Source organism: Lysinibacillus sp. NPDC098008 (assembly GCF_044760715.1).
Classification (GTDB): domain Bacteria; phylum Bacillota; class Bacilli; order Bacillales_A; family Planococcaceae; genus Lysinibacillus.
Genome location: NZ_JBIWBA010000021.1, coordinates 45,426 through 62,346 on the forward strand (window position 1 = coordinate 45,426; position 16,921 = coordinate 62,346).

Annotated in this window: 17 protein-coding genes; all 17 read left to right on the top strand. The window is 38.6% G+C overall.

All coding sequences use genetic code 11. The annotated features are described in order from the left end of the window. Window positions 1–118 precede the first annotated feature (118 nt). Complete coding sequence (locus tag ACIQVU_RS16010; RefSeq protein WP_340803810.1) at window positions 119–886, top strand: type III pantothenate kinase; 768 nt, start codon at window positions 119–121, stop codon at window positions 884–886. A 21-nt stretch (window positions 887–907) separates the two neighbouring features. Further along, a complete protein-coding gene (gene hslO, locus ACIQVU_RS16015; protein WP_340803811.1) occupies window positions 908–1,789 on the top strand; it encodes an Hsp33 family molecular chaperone HslO in 882 nt (293 codons plus the stop codon). Further along, entirely contained in the window at window positions 1,773–2,744 is a 972-nt protein-coding gene (locus tag ACIQVU_RS16020; protein WP_402896295.1) for a peptidyl-prolyl cis-trans isomerase, read from the top strand. The genes hslO and ACIQVU_RS16020 overlap by 17 nt, the downstream gene beginning before the upstream one ends. 224 nt (window positions 2,745–2,968) lie before the next feature. Further along, window positions 2,969–3,898, top strand: a complete 930-nt coding sequence (cysK, locus tag ACIQVU_RS16025; protein WP_340803814.1) for a cysteine synthase A — start codon at window positions 2,969–2,971, stop codon at window positions 3,896–3,898. A gap of 151 nt (window positions 3,899–4,049) precedes the next feature. Continuing rightward, a complete protein-coding gene (locus ACIQVU_RS16030) occupies window positions 4,050–5,459 on the top strand; it encodes an anthranilate synthase component I family protein (RefSeq protein WP_402896298.1) in 1,410 nt (469 codons plus the stop codon). Continuing rightward, complete coding sequence (pabA, locus tag ACIQVU_RS16035; RefSeq protein WP_340803832.1) at window positions 5,456–6,037, top strand: aminodeoxychorismate/anthranilate synthase component II; 582 nt, start codon at window positions 5,456–5,458, stop codon at window positions 6,035–6,037. Before ACIQVU_RS16030 ends, pabA begins: the two co-directional genes overlap by 4 nt. Further along, window positions 6,038–6,883 carry an aminodeoxychorismate lyase gene (pabC, locus tag ACIQVU_RS16040; protein WP_402896300.1) on the top strand — a complete coding sequence of 282 codons (846 nt, stop codon included), beginning with the start codon at window positions 6,038–6,040 and terminating at the stop codon, window positions 6,881–6,883. Beyond that, window positions 6,876–7,730: a dihydropteroate synthase gene (folP, locus tag ACIQVU_RS16045; protein ID WP_340803834.1), complete on the top strand. Its 855-nt coding sequence runs from the start codon at window positions 6,876–6,878 to the stop codon at window positions 7,728–7,730. Before pabC ends, folP begins: the two co-directional genes overlap by 8 nt. Next, complete coding sequence (gene folB / locus ACIQVU_RS16050; RefSeq protein WP_340803835.1) at window positions 7,730–8,098, top strand: dihydroneopterin aldolase; 369 nt, start codon at window positions 7,730–7,732, stop codon at window positions 8,096–8,098. The genes folP and folB overlap by 1 nt, the downstream gene beginning before the upstream one ends. Continuing rightward, window positions 8,095–8,607: a 2-amino-4-hydroxy-6-hydroxymethyldihydropteridine diphosphokinase gene (gene folK / locus ACIQVU_RS16055; protein ID WP_402896302.1), complete on the top strand. Its 513-nt coding sequence runs from the start codon at window positions 8,095–8,097 to the stop codon at window positions 8,605–8,607. The genes folB and folK overlap by 4 nt, the downstream gene beginning before the upstream one ends. A gap of 51 nt (window positions 8,608–8,658) precedes the next feature. Beyond that, the gene (gene dusB / locus ACIQVU_RS16060) at window positions 8,659–9,687 is read left to right on the top strand and encodes a tRNA dihydrouridine synthase DusB (RefSeq protein WP_340803837.1); all 1,029 of its coding nucleotides are present in this window, start codon (window positions 8,659–8,661) and stop codon (window positions 9,685–9,687) included. Between the two features lie 149 nt (window positions 9,688–9,836). Continuing rightward, the gene (gene lysS / locus ACIQVU_RS16065; RefSeq protein ID WP_340803839.1) at window positions 9,837–11,342 is read left to right on the top strand and encodes a lysine--tRNA ligase; all 1,506 of its coding nucleotides are present in this window, start codon (window positions 9,837–9,839) and stop codon (window positions 11,340–11,342) included. A 743-nt stretch (window positions 11,343–12,085) separates the two neighbouring features. Further along, a complete protein-coding gene (locus ACIQVU_RS16070) occupies window positions 12,086–12,409 on the top strand; it encodes a hypothetical protein (RefSeq protein ID WP_402896305.1) in 324 nt (107 codons plus the stop codon). A 137-nt stretch (window positions 12,410–12,546) separates the two neighbouring features. Beyond that, complete coding sequence (locus ACIQVU_RS16075; RefSeq protein WP_402896307.1) at window positions 12,547–13,110, top strand: hypothetical protein; 564 nt, start codon at window positions 12,547–12,549, stop codon at window positions 13,108–13,110. Window positions 13,111–13,656: 546 nt separating this feature from the next. Continuing rightward, window positions 13,657–15,150: a type I restriction-modification system subunit M gene (locus ACIQVU_RS16080; RefSeq protein WP_402896309.1), complete on the top strand. Its 1,494-nt coding sequence runs from the start codon at window positions 13,657–13,659 to the stop codon at window positions 15,148–15,150. Beyond that, on the top strand, window positions 15,150–16,433 hold the full coding sequence (locus tag ACIQVU_RS16085) for a restriction endonuclease subunit S (RefSeq protein ID WP_402896311.1): 1,284 nt from the start codon (window positions 15,150–15,152) through the stop codon (window positions 16,431–16,433). Before ACIQVU_RS16080 ends, ACIQVU_RS16085 begins: the two co-directional genes overlap by 1 nt. 23 nt (window positions 16,434–16,456) lie before the next feature. Next, the gene (locus ACIQVU_RS16090; protein ID WP_402896313.1) at window positions 16,457–16,909 is read left to right on the top strand and encodes a hypothetical protein; all 453 of its coding nucleotides are present in this window, start codon (window positions 16,457–16,459) and stop codon (window positions 16,907–16,909) included. Window positions 16,910–16,921: the final 12 nt, after the last annotated feature.

Consider the following 16,921-nt stretch of genomic DNA (forward strand, 5'->3'; position numbering starts at 1 on the left):
TTCAAAGGGCTACTGCTTGCTATAAAAAGTATGGTATCATTTTCTCAAGTGTAATTAGTTTGTTGGCTATAGCATTAAGTTTATAAAAGCTACATTGACGATATGGGAGGTATTAGCCTTGATTTTAGTGTTAGATGCAGGGAATTCTAATATTGTGTTAGGTGTCTATGATGACAGCGAGCAATTAGCCTTCCATTGGCGTATGGTAACAGACCTTCATAAAACAGAGGATGAATATGCCATGCAAGTATTATCGTTTTTTCATCATGCAGGTATTTCATTTGAACAAATTACAGGTATTATTATATCCTCAGTTGTACCGCCAATTATGTTTTCGTTAGAGGCAATGTGCCAGAAATATTTTCGAAAAAAACCGTTAGTTGTAGGTCCTGGTGTGAAAACAGGCTTAAATATTAAATATGAAAATCCACGCGAGGTTGGCTCTGACCGTATTGTTAATGCTATAGCAGCTTTAGATTTATATAAACCGCCTTTAATTATCGTTGATTTTGGCACAGCAACAACCTATTGCTATTTGAATGAGAAGGGTGATTATATGGGTGGTGCTATTGCACCGGGCATCACCATTTCTACAGAGGCACTCTATACACAGGCTGCGCGGCTACCACGTATTGAAATATTGCGACCTACACATATTGTTGGCAAAACAACGGTTTCTGCGATGCAGGCAGGTATTTTTTATGGCTTTGTTGGACAAGTAGAGGGTATTGTGAATCGTATGAAGGCACAAAGTAAAGAGGAGCCATTAGTAATTGCTACAGGTGGTCTAGCGAATCTAATTGCAGCGGAAACACAAATTATTGACGTTGTGGAGCCATTTTTAACGCTCAAAGGCTTATATAAGCTATATAAACGTAATCAATAAGAAATGAGGGACATTTCATTTATGAATGACTATTTAGTAAGAGGTTTAGGATTTAATGGGCAAGTTCGCGTCTTTGCGGCTCGCACAACAGCAACAGTAGGAGAAATGCAACGTCGCCATGATACATGGCCTGTTGTGTCAGCAGCTCTAGGCCGCTCCATGACTGCCGCTGTTATGATGGGGGCAATGTTAAAAGGTGAAGAGAAAATTACAATTAAAATTGAGGGGAATGGCCCAATTGGTCCTATGGTCATTGATAGCAATGCACATGGTGAGGTGCGTGGCTTTGTGACAAATCCACATGTTCATTTTGATTTAAACGAGCATGGTAAGCTAGATGTTCGAGCAGGTGTTGGCTCAGAGGGAGCGTTAACAGTTGTCAAAGACCTTGGCTTAAGAGATATGTTCTCTGGACAAACACCCATTGTTTCAGGTGAGGTTGCCGAAGATTTTACGTATTATTTCGCGACGTCTGAGCAAGTGCCTTCATCTGTTGGCTTAGGAGTTTTAGTGAATCCAGATAATACAATTCTTGCGTCTGGGGGATTTATTCTTCAATTAATGCCAGGCTGTGATGATGCAACAATTAATGAAATTGAGCAACATCTTGCTACGATAGAGCCTGTTTCGAAAATGATTGAAAAAGGCTTTACACCTGAGCAAATTTTAGAGGCTGTATTGGGAAATGGGCATCTACAACTTTTAGATTCCATGCCTGTTGAATTTAAATGTCAGTGTTCAAAAGAGCGTTTTGGTGCAGCAATTTTAGGTTTAGGAACAGCGGAAATTCGAGAAATGATTGAAGAAGATGGCAAAGCAGAGGCACAATGTCATTTCTGCTTGGAAACATACGAATTTTCGAAAGAAGAGCTAGAAGGATTTATTGATGAGCTCAACGCGTAATCGACGACCTGCACCCGCTGTAACACCAAACCAAACACCTCTATTACAACGCCGTTTAAAGACAAAACCTGCCTTAGCTGTTATGGTGATTTTGTTACTGGGGAATATTTCATGGTTCATTGCTTGGTTAATCCCAAATAAAGATCAAGAAATTGGTAGCGACGAACAAGTCGCTGCCATTGATGGGGATGTCATTACACGTCAAGAGTGGATGATTGCTATGGAAGAACGCTACGGTAAAGAAACACTACAAAATTTAGTGAATGAAACAGTAATGGAAAAGGCAGCAAAAGCATATAAAATTAAAGTAACAGATCAAGAAATTGACCTTGAACTAGCATTAATGCGTTCTGCACAAGATAAGTTTGATACAGTTATGCAAAATCTTTCAGCAGAGCAGCTACGTCAAAAAATTCGCTCACAGCTTATACTAGATAAGGTGCTAACAAAAGATGTAGTGATTAGTGGAGAAGATGTTGAGCAATACTACGAAGAGAATCAAGGGCTGTATAATACAAAAACAAGCTATCGTACAAATTTTATTGAAGTAGAATCTAAAAAGGCTGCTGACGAGGCATTAAGTGAGTTAAAAAATGGCTCTGATTTTTCTGTGCTGGCACGCGAAATTTCAGTGGATAGTGCTTCAGCAAGCTTAGGAGGCGATATTGGCTTCCTGACAGAAAATCAGGAAAATATTGACCCTGCTATTATTAATGCTGCAAAATCGTTAAAGGCAAATGAAATTAGTAAAGCCTTTAAGCTAGATAATGGGCATTATGGAATTGTTCAGGTACAAGAGGTATTAGAAGGACAAACCTTTACATATAATGATGTGAAAGAGCATATTGAGCGTGAGCTAGCTTTAGAGCAATTACCGCAATCTGTAACACCCGAAGCTTTTTGGTCGGAATTTAATGCAACATGGTATTATGGGGAGTCTAAAAAAGAAAAATAATAACAGAAAGAATCTGCGGATTTTTGCGGGTAAAATAAGCCTAAGTTAGCTTGTGAATGTCATAGTGACTTACCCAAATAAATGTTGCAGATTCTTTTTAGCATGTGGCAAATAAATATTCAGAAAATATCTGTTTTCTTTATTGACAATCGAATGGAAAAATTGATAAAATACAAAATAAGTAAAACCTATAAAAATAGTAGGGATTGGGAGTGGATGATGAAATGAGTAAATTAGCAAACTCAGTAGCAGAATTAGTGGGCAATACACCTATTGTGAAATTAAATCATGCAACAAGTGAAAATGAAGGTACTGTATATGTAAAATTAGAATATTTTAACCCTGGTAGCTCAGTAAAAGACCGTTTAGCTTTAGCGATGATTGAAGCAGCTGAAAAGGATGGCACATTAAAGCCTGGTGGTACAATTATCGAGCCGACATCTGGCAATACAGGCATTGGTCTTGCGATGATTGCTGCAGCTAAAGGATATAAAGCAATTTTAGCAATGCCAGAAACAATGAGCTTAGAGCGCCGCAACCTATTACGCGCATATGGTGCAGAGCTTGTGTTAACACCTGGTCCAGCAGGAATGAAGGGAGCTATTGCAAAAGCAGAAGAACTAGCTAAAGAGCATGGCTATTTCTTGCCACAACAATTTACAAACCCAGCAAATGCAGAAATCCATCGCCTAACAACAGGTCCTGAAATTGTTGAAGCATTTGACGGTTTAACATTGGATGCATTTGTAGCTGGTATTGGTACGGGTGGTACAATTACAGGTGCAGGTGTCGTTTTAAAAGAAAAATATCCAAACATTGAAATTATCGCTGTTGAGCCGAAGGATTCGCCAGTTCTTTCTGGTGGTCAACCAGGTCCACATAAAATCCAAGGTATTGGTGCAGGCTTTATCCCAGCAGTTTTAGATACAGAGGTATATTCTTCTGTATTCCCTGTGGAAAATGAGGTTGCTTTTGATGTAGCTCGCAAAGTAGCTCGTGAAGAAGGTATTTTATGCGGTATTTCATCAGGTGCAGCAATTCATGCAGCTATCGAAACAGCAAAACGCTTGGGCAAAGGTTCAAATGTTCTTGCAGTGGTACCATCAAATGGTGAGCGCTACCTATCAACACCTTTATATCAATTTGAAGACTAATATAAAATTTTTGCGAAAAGGCTCCTTTCTATAAGGGGTCTTTTTTATGCATGCAAATAGCTACTATACTAAATTGATAAAAATAGTCGCTTCTATGAAATATTCACGTTAAGATGGAATCACATCATATGATTCAAAGGGGAAAAGGAACTTGAGTACATTATTGACGAAAACAATAACAATGGATGCGGAATCATTTTTTTATAGTTATCAGCAACAAACGAAGAATGAGCAACGACATATATTTTTAGAAAGCGGCCGTGGTGGACATTTGACGATCGCTGCTTGGAATCCATTAGCTACTGCACAATCAATGGAAGAAGGGCTTTGTGTTAAATGGAGAGATGGCAAAAGTGAGGTTTTAGCAGGTGAGCCCCTTGCATTATTAGAGCAGCTTGTGGCAGAATATCAAATTTCTTATCATGCAGAGCTTCCTGTTTTTCAGGGAGGAGCCATTGGATTTGTTTCCTATGACTATGCTCGCAAAATCGAGCGACTTCCAAATACTGCAAAGGATGATTTACAAGTACCAGATATTTATTTTTATTTATTTGATTGCTGGGCAGTACATGATGTGAAATCCAATACTGTCACGCTGATGAAGCTAGACGGTTGCCATGTTGACCTAGAGGAGTGGGCGAATAGCTGGCAGGCTGCTGCACAAGCAGGGCTCACTACACGTAAATTTGAAAAAACAAATGCTGTTGAAGTGGTGAACGATGAAAATGAGCTACATGTTTCATTTGTAGGAACTGATTTTGAAGAGGCTGTCACAAAAATTCAAGAGTACATTGCACAGGGGGATGTATTCCAAGTAAATTTATCTGTTCGTCAATCAAAGCAATTACAAGCAACAGCAATGGATGTCTACGAGGCATTACGAGCCTTTAACCCATCACCATATATGGCTTATATTGAAGCGCCTGATTTTGCGGTTGTTTCTGGATCGCCAGAGTTATTGGTCAAGCGTCATGGCAATGAGCTATCAACAAGACCAATCGCAGGTACTCGACCAAGAGGGAAATTTGAAGCGGAAGATTTAGCCTTGGCACAAGAATTAATTGATAATGACAAAGAGCGTGCTGAGCATGTGATGCTGGTAGATTTAGAGCGCAATGATTTAGGACGAGTATCAACCTATGGAACTGTCGAAGTGGATGAGTTTATGGTCATTGAGCGTTATTCACATGTTATGCATATTGTTTCAAATGTACGAGGGGAAATAGCAGAAGGGAAAACAAATGCAGATGTGATTCGTGCAATGTTTCCAGGTGGCACAATTACAGGTGCACCAAAGATACGCACAATGGAAATTATTGAAGAACTGGAGCCTGTAAGACGTGGCTTATATACAGGTTCAATTGGCTGGCTGGGCTTTACAGGAGATATGGAGTTTAATATTGTGATTCGTACAGCGTTTATTAAGGATGGGGTAGCACATATTCAAGCTGGCGCGGGAATTGTCATTGATTCTATTCCAGCAAGAGAGTATCAGGAATCCTTAAATAAGGCGAAGGCAATGTGGCAGGCAAAGGCAATGGCGGAGGAGCGAGCAAAATGATTTTAATGATTGATAACTATGATTCATTTATTTATAACATCGTACAATATCTGGGCGAATTTGGTCATGAAATCGTTGTGAAACGCAATGATACAGTAACACTAGAAGAAATTGAGAAGCTGGCACCAGATATGATTGTGATTTCTCCGGGACCATGCAGTCCAAATGAGGCGGGCGAAAGTCTGAACATTATTAAATATTTCGCAGGAAATATTCCGATTTTAGGCGTTTGTCTTGGTCATCAAGCACTTGCGCAGGTGTTTGGTGGCAATGTCATCCGTGCGGAGCATCTAATGCATGGCAAGACATCTCCTGTACTACATGCTGAAGTAGGTTTGCATAAGGGAATGCCAAATCCATTTCAAGCAACTCGCTACCATTCGCTTATTGTAGAAAAGGAAACATTGCCGGCATGTCTTGAAGTGACAGCATGGACAGAACAGGGTGAAATTATGGGGCTACGTCATAAGGAATACCCAATAGAGGGTGTACAATATCATCCAGAGTCTATTATGACAGAGCAAGGTAAAAAGCTACTACGTCAATTTATAGACTTATATGTAGGGGAAGTGAAATAAATGCAATGCTGGATGAATGGTAATTGTATGGCTGCACAGGATTTACGAATTTCTCCCTTTGACCATGGGTTTTTATATGGGTTAGGTTTTTTTGAAACGTTTCGCACATATGGTGGTCAGGTATTTGACTGGGAAGCGCATATGACAAGACTTCAAGAGGCGTTATCGCAATATCGCATTCATTTACCATATACAGAGCAGGCTTTATTGGACGTTGTACAGCAATTAAATCAACAGGCGGATGGTCAGGATGGCTACTTCCGTCTAAATGTATCGGCTGGAGAACATGCTATTGGATTACAGCCAATAGCCTATCAACAGCCAAATGTCATTATTTTTCGTAAAGAATTACAAAATCCACCTCGTGGCACTGAAAAGACGGCTCAGTGGCTAACAACACCACGTAATACACCCGAGCAAGCATTACGGTTTAAATCACATCATTATGGAAATAACGTACTTGGGCGTTTTGAAGTCCCATCACTTGCTCAGCATGAGGGCTTTTTTGTAACGCAAGAAGGTTATATAGCAGAAGGTGTAACATCAAATATATTTTGGGTGAAAAATGATATACTATATACGCCTTCCTTGAAGACAGGCATTTTACCGGGTATTATTCGAGCGTGGGTTATACAAAAAGCTAAAATGTTAGGTCTTGAAGTGAGAGAAGGCTTCTTTCCGAAGCAAGATATAAGGCAAAGTACAGAATGCTTTATTACGAATTCTATACAAGAGCTTGTGCCTATTAGTAGCTTAGAACAACAGCAATTTCTAGGCAATAAAGGGCTTGTTTATTCATGTTTACATGAGGCATTTGTAAAAGAAGTGGAGTGTTTACATGCTTGAAAAATATACAACACCATTAACAATTAATGGTATTACATTAGATTACACAAAAGAAACATTTGTGATGGGAATTTTAAATGTTACACCAGACTCGTTCTCAGATGGAGGAAAGTACAACAGTGTAGAAGCGGCGGTTACCCAAGCAAAAAAAATGGTGGCTGAGGGGGCTAAAGTTATTGATGTCGGTGGTGAATCTACACGCCCAGGCTACGAACGAATTTCAGATGAGGATGAAATTGCACGCGTTGAGCCTGTTATTCAAGCATTAGTGAAGGAAGTACCTGCGATTATTTCCATTGATACGTATAAGGCGAATGTGGCACGTGCTGCTATTAAAGCGGGAGCACATATAATTAATGATATTTGGGGAGCAAAGGCTGAGCCTGAAATTGCTCAGGTCGCTGCTGATTTACAAGTTCCGATTATTTTAATGCATAATCGTGACAATATGGAGTATGGAACTGATTTTTGGGCAACAGCGAAGGCTGATTTAGAAAAAAGTATTGCGATTGCACATCAGGCAGGCGTCCCTGATGCACATATTATTTTAGACCCTGGTATTGGCTTTGCTAAAAATACCATACACAATATAACGATGATGCAGCACTTAGCTGATTTAGCAGCAATGGGCTATCCAGTGTTATTAGCAACATCACGTAAATCCATGATTGGCAATGTTTTAAACTTACCTGTTGAAGAGCGTCTTGAAGGCACTACTGCAACAGTGGTTTATGGAATTGATAAGGGCTGTCATATGATACGAGTTCATGATGTCAAGGAAATGGCACGAGCAGCACATATGGCTGACATATTAGTAGGGAAACGTTTGTTTAAGGAGGAAGCGTGATGGATTATATTCATTTAAAGGATATGCAATTTTATGGCTATCATGGTGTATTAGCAGCAGAAACCACTCTTGGTCAGCGTTTTCGAGCTAATGTTTCATTGGCAGTAGACATGACAAAGGCTGGTGAAACAGATGATCTCAATTATACGGTAAATTATGCAGAGGTTTATGCGTTATGCCGAGATATTGTAGAGGGTGAACCTTTCAAGCTAATTGAGGCTCTTGCAGTAAAAGTAGCCAATACGATACTTACAACCTATACTGACAAAGTAAAGGGTGTACGAGTAGAGCTTATTAAGCCAGACCCGCCAATACATGGTTACTATAAAGAGGTGTCCGTTGAGGTAACGAGAGGTGAATTCTCATGAAGGATGTTTATTTATCGATTGGCACAAATATGGGGGATAGGTACGATAACCTCCAACAAGCGATAGCACTTTTAAAACAAGAAAAAGCTATAGAGCTTGTGCGTATTTCTTCGGTTTATGAAACGGCTGCTGTTGGTTATACAGACCAAGCGAATTTTTTAAATATTGCTGTCCATTTAAAAACAAATAAATCCTCTGCTGAAATGCTCCAGCTATGTCAGTCTATTGAGCAAGAGCTAGGACGTGTACGGGAGTTTCGCTGGGGGCCACGAATCATTGACCTTGACATTTTGCTTTACAATCACGAGAATATTGAAACTGAGAGCTTAATTGTTCCACATCCAAGAATGTATGAGCGAGCATTTGTTTTAGTGCCACTAGTCGAAATCACGCCGACACCACTTGGCAAACAGCTCCAACAGGCGCATCATGAGTTACAGCAACTGGATTGTGAGCGTGAAGGTGTGGCTTTGTGGAAGGATTGCAATAAGCCTCTAACAGTAAATTAAGTTATAAGCGTGCAAATAGATAGAGTGATCCTATAGAGGAGGAAATTAACGTTGAGTCAAACAACTGAGAAGCCGTTTCAAATTGGCGATATTGTGATGGACAACCGTGTAGTATTAGCGCCAATGGCTGGCATTTGTAACTCTGCTTTCCGTTTAACGGTAAAAGAGTTTGGAGCAGGGCTTGTATATGCTGAAATGATAAGTGACAAGGGTATTGTTCAAAAAAATGAAAAAACACTAGGTATGCTGTATATTGATGAGCGTGAAAATCCTTTATCACTGCAAATTTTTGGTGGGGATAAAGAAACATTAGTAGAAGCGGCAAAGTATGTAGACGAAAATACAACCGCTAATATTATTGATATTAATATGGGATGCCCTGTTAATAAAATTATTAAATGTGAAGCAGGTGCGCGCCTGCTGCTTGATCCAAATAAAGTTTATGAAATGGTAGCGGCTGTTGTGGACGCTGTTAAAAAGCCTGTTAGTGTCAAAATGCGCATTGGCTGGGATGACGAGCATATTTTTGCTATTGAGAATGCCCAAGCTGTTGAACGTGCGGGTGCATCAGCAGTAGCTGTCCATGGTCGTACACGTGTACAAATGTATGAAGGCAAAGCAAATTGGGATATTATTCGTCAGGTTAAGGAAAATGTAAATATCCCAGTGCTCGGCAATGGTGATGTAGAAACACCACAGGATGCTAAACGCATGCTTGATACAACTGGTGTAGATGCGGTTATGATTGGTCGTGCTGCATTAGGTAATCCATGGATGATTTATCGTACGGTGCAATATTTAGCAACAGGAGAGCTAAAAGAAGAACCGAGCGTACGTGAAAAAATTGACGTGTGTTTATTGCATTTTGAACGCCTTATCCAACTAAAGGGAGAGGGCATCGCAGTACGTGAAATGCGCAAACATGCATCGTGGTATTTAAAAGGGATTCGCGGTAATGGTAAAGCACGTAAAGCGATTAACCAAACAGAAACGGCGGTAGAGCTTCGTGCCCTATTAAATGGACTTGTGCAGGACTATGAAGAGCTTGACTTGCCAGAAGCAACGCAATTAATTATATAATGTATCTAGTTGGCGTCCTAAGATGGGCGCTTTTTCGTTGTAGGGTAGTAGTTTTTAGAATTATTAATTATTTTAACTTAGGTTGAAACTAATGATTACAGCTTTAAAATTGTGTACAATAGAAATATTATGGACGTAACTGTTAAGGAGTGAAACAAGTGTCAAACATAGAAGAATTAAATGATCAGCTTTTGGTAAGACGTCAAAAAATGATGAATATATTAGAAAACGGACAAGACCCATTCGGTAGCCGTTTTGAACGCACACATTTATCAACAGAGGTGCTTGAGCAATTTGCTGATCAAACAAAAGAACAGCTAGAAGAAAATCTTCAAGAGGTTACTATTGCAGGTCGCATTATGACAAAGCGTGGTAAAGGAAAAGCAGGCTTTGCACATATTCAAGATTTAGGCGGTCAAATTCAAATTTACGTACGTCAAGACCATGTTGGCGAGCAAGCATATGAATTATTTAAACAAGCTGATTTAGGAGATATTGTAGGGGTACGTGGCAATGTATTCCGTACGCAAGTTGGGGAGCTTTCGGTAAAGGCTGAAGAATTCACTTTCCTTACAAAAGCGCTTCGTCCTATGCCAGAGAAATTCCATGGATTACAGGATGTTGAACAACGCTATCGTCAGCGCTACTTAGATTTAATGACAAATGAAGATAGCAAAAAAACATTTATTGCACGTTCTAAAATTATTCGCGCTATTCGTAACTATTTAGATAACGCTGGCTATTTAGAAGTAGAAACACCAATGCTTCATACAATTGCTGGTGGTGCTGCGGCTCGCCCGTTTATCACACATCATAATGCACTTGATATGGAGCTTTATATGCGTATTGCCATTGAACTGCATTTAAAACGTTTAATTGTGGGCGGCTTAGAAAAAGTATATGAAATCGGTCGTGTTTTCCGTAACGAAGGGATATCAACACGTCACAATCCTGAATTTACAATGATTGAGCTATATGAAGCTTATGCTGATTACCAAGATATTATGTCATTAACAGAAAACCTTATTGCATATGTTGCCCAAGAAGTTCTTGGTACAACTGTTGTTCAATATGGAGAAGATGAAATCAACCTTACTGTAGGCTGGAAACGCGTGCATATGGTAGACGCTGTTAAGGAAGCAACGGGTGTAGACTTCTGGCAGCCAATGACAAAAGAACAAGCTCAAGCACTTGCGAAGGAGCATGGTGTAGAGATTAAAGATGTTCATGAAGTAGGCCACATTATTAATGAATTCTTTGAACAAAAGGTTGAAGAAACACTTGTACAGCCTACGTTTGTCTATGGCCACCCAGTAGAAATCTCGCCTCTTGCAAAGAAAAACCCAGAGGACGAGCGTTTTACAGATCGTTTTGAGCTATTTATCGTACGTCGTGAGCACGCTAATGCCTTTACAGAATTAAATGACCCAATCGACCAACGTCAACGCTTTGAAGCACAACTAGCAGAAAAAGAAGCTGGTAATGATGAAGCGCATGAAATGGATAATGATTTCATTGAGGCGTTGGAGTACGGGATGCCGCCAACAGGTGGTTTAGGTATTGGAATTGACCGTTTAATCATGCTATTAACAAACTCACCATCAATTCGTGATGTACTATTATTCCCAACAATGCGTCACATTACAAAACAATAAGTACAAGCTAAAGTATATGTCAGAGCAGAACAAAGTGCTGCTTGATAGAACAAAGGTGTATCAAAAATAGAACAAAGAACTGCTCCGATATCAGAGGAGAGCGAGAAGAACAGGAGAATCCCCCGCGGATTCTCCTGTTTTTGCGTGAAGAGGGCGAGAGAAGGCGAGAAGAATGTGAAACGACTATTAATAAGGAAAGGACCCGAGAAAAGCGTGAGAAGGGCGCTGGCGGCGTCAGAGAAGGTGCGTGGAGAGATGATGGAATGCACCTGTGGTGCTTGCTTGGTGAGGGCGGGGAGATGGCGGGAGAAAGGCAAGGGAAAAGCAGGACTTTATTCTAACGAGAATTAAGTTCTGCTTTTATGTTGGAAAATAATTGGGAAAATTGGTGATTTTGCGACACAACTTTGTTCTCACTCCCAACGGTGCAATGCGGGTTCATAGCGGGCGAAAAAGCAGAACTTTATTGTTGCTGAACATAGTTAGAAATTTATTTTTTGGGAGTTTTGATAGGTGATGGCGGGAGTTAGAATAAAGTGCTTACAGAGTTGAAATAGAGAACTGATTTATTGGAGTGTCTATACTTTTATGAGTGATAGTTAAAAATATTGTTGTTTAAATCTTCTTTATAATTGTTAAAGTATGAGAGAAGATAAGGTTCCCAAACAGCGCTTTGGGAGCTATATTTAAAATGTGGTATACTGTTATAATTATTCAGCGAATGAATTTAAGGAGGTTTTTTAATGATTGAAGTTTGTGGTTGTCCTAACTTAAAAAAAATTAAAGTTGAGGGAGATGTAGGAGCAGACGCATTGTGGTGTGCAGTTTGTGGCTACAACCTCGACTTAGAAGAATTTAATCTTTCTCAACGTTTGAAAAGTGAATTAAATACGTGGATGAATGCCTATGGTGAATGGATAGATTGGGATAAAGACGCTTTAAAAGAAAATGCAAATGAAGAAATAATTGCTCATAATGAAATTGGTCAATCTTTAACAAAAGAAGTACAAAAAGAGCTGGTTAATTATGAAGTAATATTTAAACCAACAATTTTGTCTAATTTTTGATTTCTAAAAAAATAAGATATACATAAAAAACGTTCCCAAATGACACTTTGGGCATGTTCTCACTAGTTAGATTGTATAGACCGAGTAAAGATTGTATTAAAACGATTGGTAAATTTTAACGTACGGAGAAATAAATAATGAGAAAACAGATACTTTTAATAATTTTAGTCATCGCAATTACTGTAATCAGTCCAATTCAAAGTAAAGCGTTGACGTGTGTTGAAGTTAAAGAACCAGCTATTGACTATTATGATGTTGCGATTTTTGGAACAATTGTAAAAGTAAAAACAGATATTGAACAAAAAGGATTTACGGGTCCAAAAGAATGGAAAAAATACGTTTTGGTAGATGTTGAGAAAAGCTGGAAAAAAGAGGCGGATTCTCAATTGATTTTCGAAGCTGATTATGCATCGTCTGATAATTTTGAACAAGGGAAAAAATACGTTCTTTATTTAGACGAGAAAGATGGAGCGTATTACAGTAGCAGTCCTTGTACCCCAGATATATTAGTAAATTCAAGCAGCGATTATGAACAACTTGGGAAAGGTTTAGAGCCAGTAAATCAGGTTAACTTAAGTTATAAGATGTTGTTCATGAATGATAAAGATATAGACCTTGGAATTACGATAGTCATTATTGCTATTTTATTCATCATAATTTGGAGATGGATAAGAGTTAAATCACTTAAAAAAAGTACTTAATTTAAAAACTTATACGTTATGCAATATAGATTTAATAAACGTTCCCAAATCAAAGTTTGGACGCATACAGAAAATCGCTAAACGCTGTTGAATGAACGTTTAGCGGTTTTTTTGTGGAACATTGTTTATACGGGATTTTATGCACAGTTCTATAAAACCAATTCCAACAGTAGTTGAAGTGTATTTCGTTAAATAGTCTAGTGTTCGTTTTTTGTATAAAATCGTGCATATTTTCTAACCAAGAACCACGTGTTGTTGTAATTCAATCAGAAATGAGTTAACGAATTTTCCTCTGAACATTTTTAATTTGTGATGTGAAATGGCAAAGATAAGCGATTTGTGATGCGAATTGGAAAAGATAGGGTGTCCTTGCATCTGAAATTTCCTTGTGAATCAAAAATACATATATAAATGTTTGGAAGTAAACATTTAACTTTAATAAAATAGATTTATACAGCAGTTTTGATATCGCGTATTTATTAATACGAGAATTATGGTACTGTTTACTTATAAAATGGAATTATTTTTCCAATGGAGGAAATTCAAATGGCTCAATTAACATTACAAGAACTAGAATCACACCTATGGAAGTCAGCGGATATTTTACGTGGCTCGGTGGATTCTGGGGATTTTAAAAATTACATATTCGGTTTACTGTTTTTAAAGCGTTTGAATGACGTATTTGAGGAGCATCGTGCAGCGATAATGGCAGAGCATGGTGAGGAGATTGGGGCGTTATTAGTAGACGACCAAGACCAATATCAATTTTACGTACCAGAAGCTGCGCGTTGGACTGTCATTCGCTCGAAGGCAGAGAATATCGGTTCAGCGATTAACGTGGCATTTGAGGCGCTTGAGAACGAAAATAAGACGCTTGAAGGGGTTTTAACACCGATTGACTTCAACCGTAAAGAAGTGCTAACAGACGACGTGCTACAACGCTTATTACAGCACTTTGAATTATTAGACTTACGTAACGAAAGCTTATCGGAACCAGATATGCTAGGACGTGCTTACGAGTATTTAATTAAAATGTTTGCAGATGATGCGGGTAAAAAGGGTGGCGAGTTCTATACGCCGTCAAAAGTAGTAGAACTTATCGTCAAACTGATTAAGCCGGAGGAAGGAATGCGCGTGTACGACCCAACGTGTGGTTCGGGCGGGATGCTCATTCAAGCGGTTGATTACGTAAAGGCTACAGGTGGCAATCCACAATCTTTATCGCTATTCGGTCAAGAGAAGAATCTCAACACATGGTCGATTGCGAAGATGAACTTATTACTACACGACCTACCTGACCATACGATTGTCAAAGGCGATACCATTCGTTCACCGAAGCTAGTAGAAGACGGTGAAATTATGCTATTTGACCGCGTTATTGCCAATCCACCGTTCTCATTAAAAGAATGGGGGCGTGAGGAAGCTGAGCATGATGCATACGGACGCTTCCAATACGGATTACCCCCGAAAAATGCGGGTGACTATGCGTTTATTCAGCATATGATTGCGTCACTGAAAGGTAGCGGTAAAGCTGGTGTTGTTATGCCGCATGGTGTGCTATTCCGAGGCGGTGCAGAGGGGAAAATTCGACAGGGCTTATTAGAGTCTGATTTATTTGAGGCAGTTATTGGCTTACCATCGAACCTATTTTACGGCACAGGCATTCCAGCAAGTGTCCTTATTTTCAATCGTGACAAGGATGAAAAGCGTAAAGGCAACGTGCTATTCATCGCAGCAGAGGGCGAGTACCAAGAAGGTAAAAACCAAAATACGTTACGTGATGAAGATGTTGCGAAAATCGTTGCAACATATGACGCATATGAAGACATTGAAAAATACGCACGTGTTGTGTCGTTAGAGGAAATCAAAACTAATGACTACAACTTAAACATCACACGCTACATTGATAAATCAGAGGAAGAAGAACAGATTGATATTGCGGCGGTTCTACAAGACTTACAGGCAATCGAAGCAAAGCGTAATGATACAAAAGCGAAGTTGAATGAATACTTACGTGAGCTTGGGGTAGGTGAAATTTAATGGGTGAAGTGCGTGAAGGGTATAAGATGACGGAGCTTGGGGAGATACCGAGTGAGTGGGATTATAATCAACTAAGTAAATATGTAGCTATTAAAAGTGGAATTGCACCAAGTAAATTAGAGGATATTAATGAATTAGGTGAATATCCTTATTACAAGGTTGACGATATGAACTACGCCTCAAAATATTTAATTAAAGCAAAAAATAATTTTGATAATTGTCAGGATTATAAATTACTAAAAGTGAATTCTATAATTTTTCCAAAAAGGGGTGCATCAATTTTTACAAATAAAATAGCTATTACAACACAGCTTTGCATGATTGATACAAATTTAATGGTATTGGAAGTGAATGATTCAAATCAACTAGATTATGAATACTTATATTATAATTTGTTAGCAAAAGAGCTATCCAAAATAGCTGATACATCATCTATTCCTCAAATTAATAATAAGCATATTGAAAATATAAAAATTTTAGTGCCTTTAATTGAAGAACAACAAAAAATCGCCTCAATCCTTTCAACAGTAGACGAGCAAATTGATGAAACCGAGCAGTTGATTGTCAAAATAAAGGAATTGAAAAAAGGTTTAATGCAGCAATTGCTAACAAAAGGGATTGGGCATACGGAGTTTAAGCAGACAGAACTTGGGGAGATACCTGCTGAATGGGATTTATATAAATTTGAAAATTTAGTGGAAGCTATCGACGGAGATAGAGGTAAAAATTATCCGAGTGAAGAAGATTTCTCACAAACGGGATATTGTCTGTTTTTAAGTGCTCAAAATATGACTAAGAGTGGCTTTAATTTCAAAGTAGCTAAATATATATCTAAAGAAAAACACGAATTATTGAGAAGTGGTGTTGTAAGAAAAGGTGATTTAATCTTAACTTCTAGAGGTTCTAAACTTGGGAGGATTGCACTTTTTGAAGATGAAAAAAATTATCCCGTTGTAAGAATAAACTCATCGATGTTAATTTTGCGTAAGAAAAATGTAGATTTTATCGGTAAATACTTAGTCTATTTCTTACATGGGATATTTTTGCCTGAGTATTTAAAAAAAGCAAAAGTGGGTAGTGCTCAACCACATATCACGAAAAAAGATTTAAATAATCAAAGTATTATTTTACCAACACTAGAAGAACAACAAAAAATCGCTCAAATCCTTTCAACTGTAGATGAACAAATTGAAGTGTACGAGCAGGAAAAAGCGAAATATGAAGAACTGAAAAAAGGTTTGATGCAGCAACTTCTAACAGGGCAAATTCGAGTGAAAATATAAATTTCAACACAAAGGGGATTTGTATGACGAGTTTTCAAAGAGTGGATTCGATTAGTAATGCACATGTAGGACGTGATTTTGAGGATATTGCATATGTGTATTTTACAGAGCAAGGTTATCAAATTATCAAAGATGTGGGCTTACCGATTGGACTTGAACGTAAGAAAAATCATCGCTTTGATTTAGGGTCATCATCAGACGCAACAGACAAAATCATCATTGAATGTAAATCACATCGCTGGACTTCGGGGGATAATGTACCGAGTGCGAAGCTAACCGTTTGGAACGAGGCGATGTATTACTATCATTTAGCACCACCAGAATACCGTAAAATCTTTTTCGTTTTACGAGATTACAGCAATAAGCGTAACGAAACATTAGGTGAATATTATATCCGTACATACGGGCATCTCATTCCAAATGATGTGGAAATCATGGAATATGATGAGGACTTGAAAACGGTTCGTATATTGTAACGGGTAAGTGGC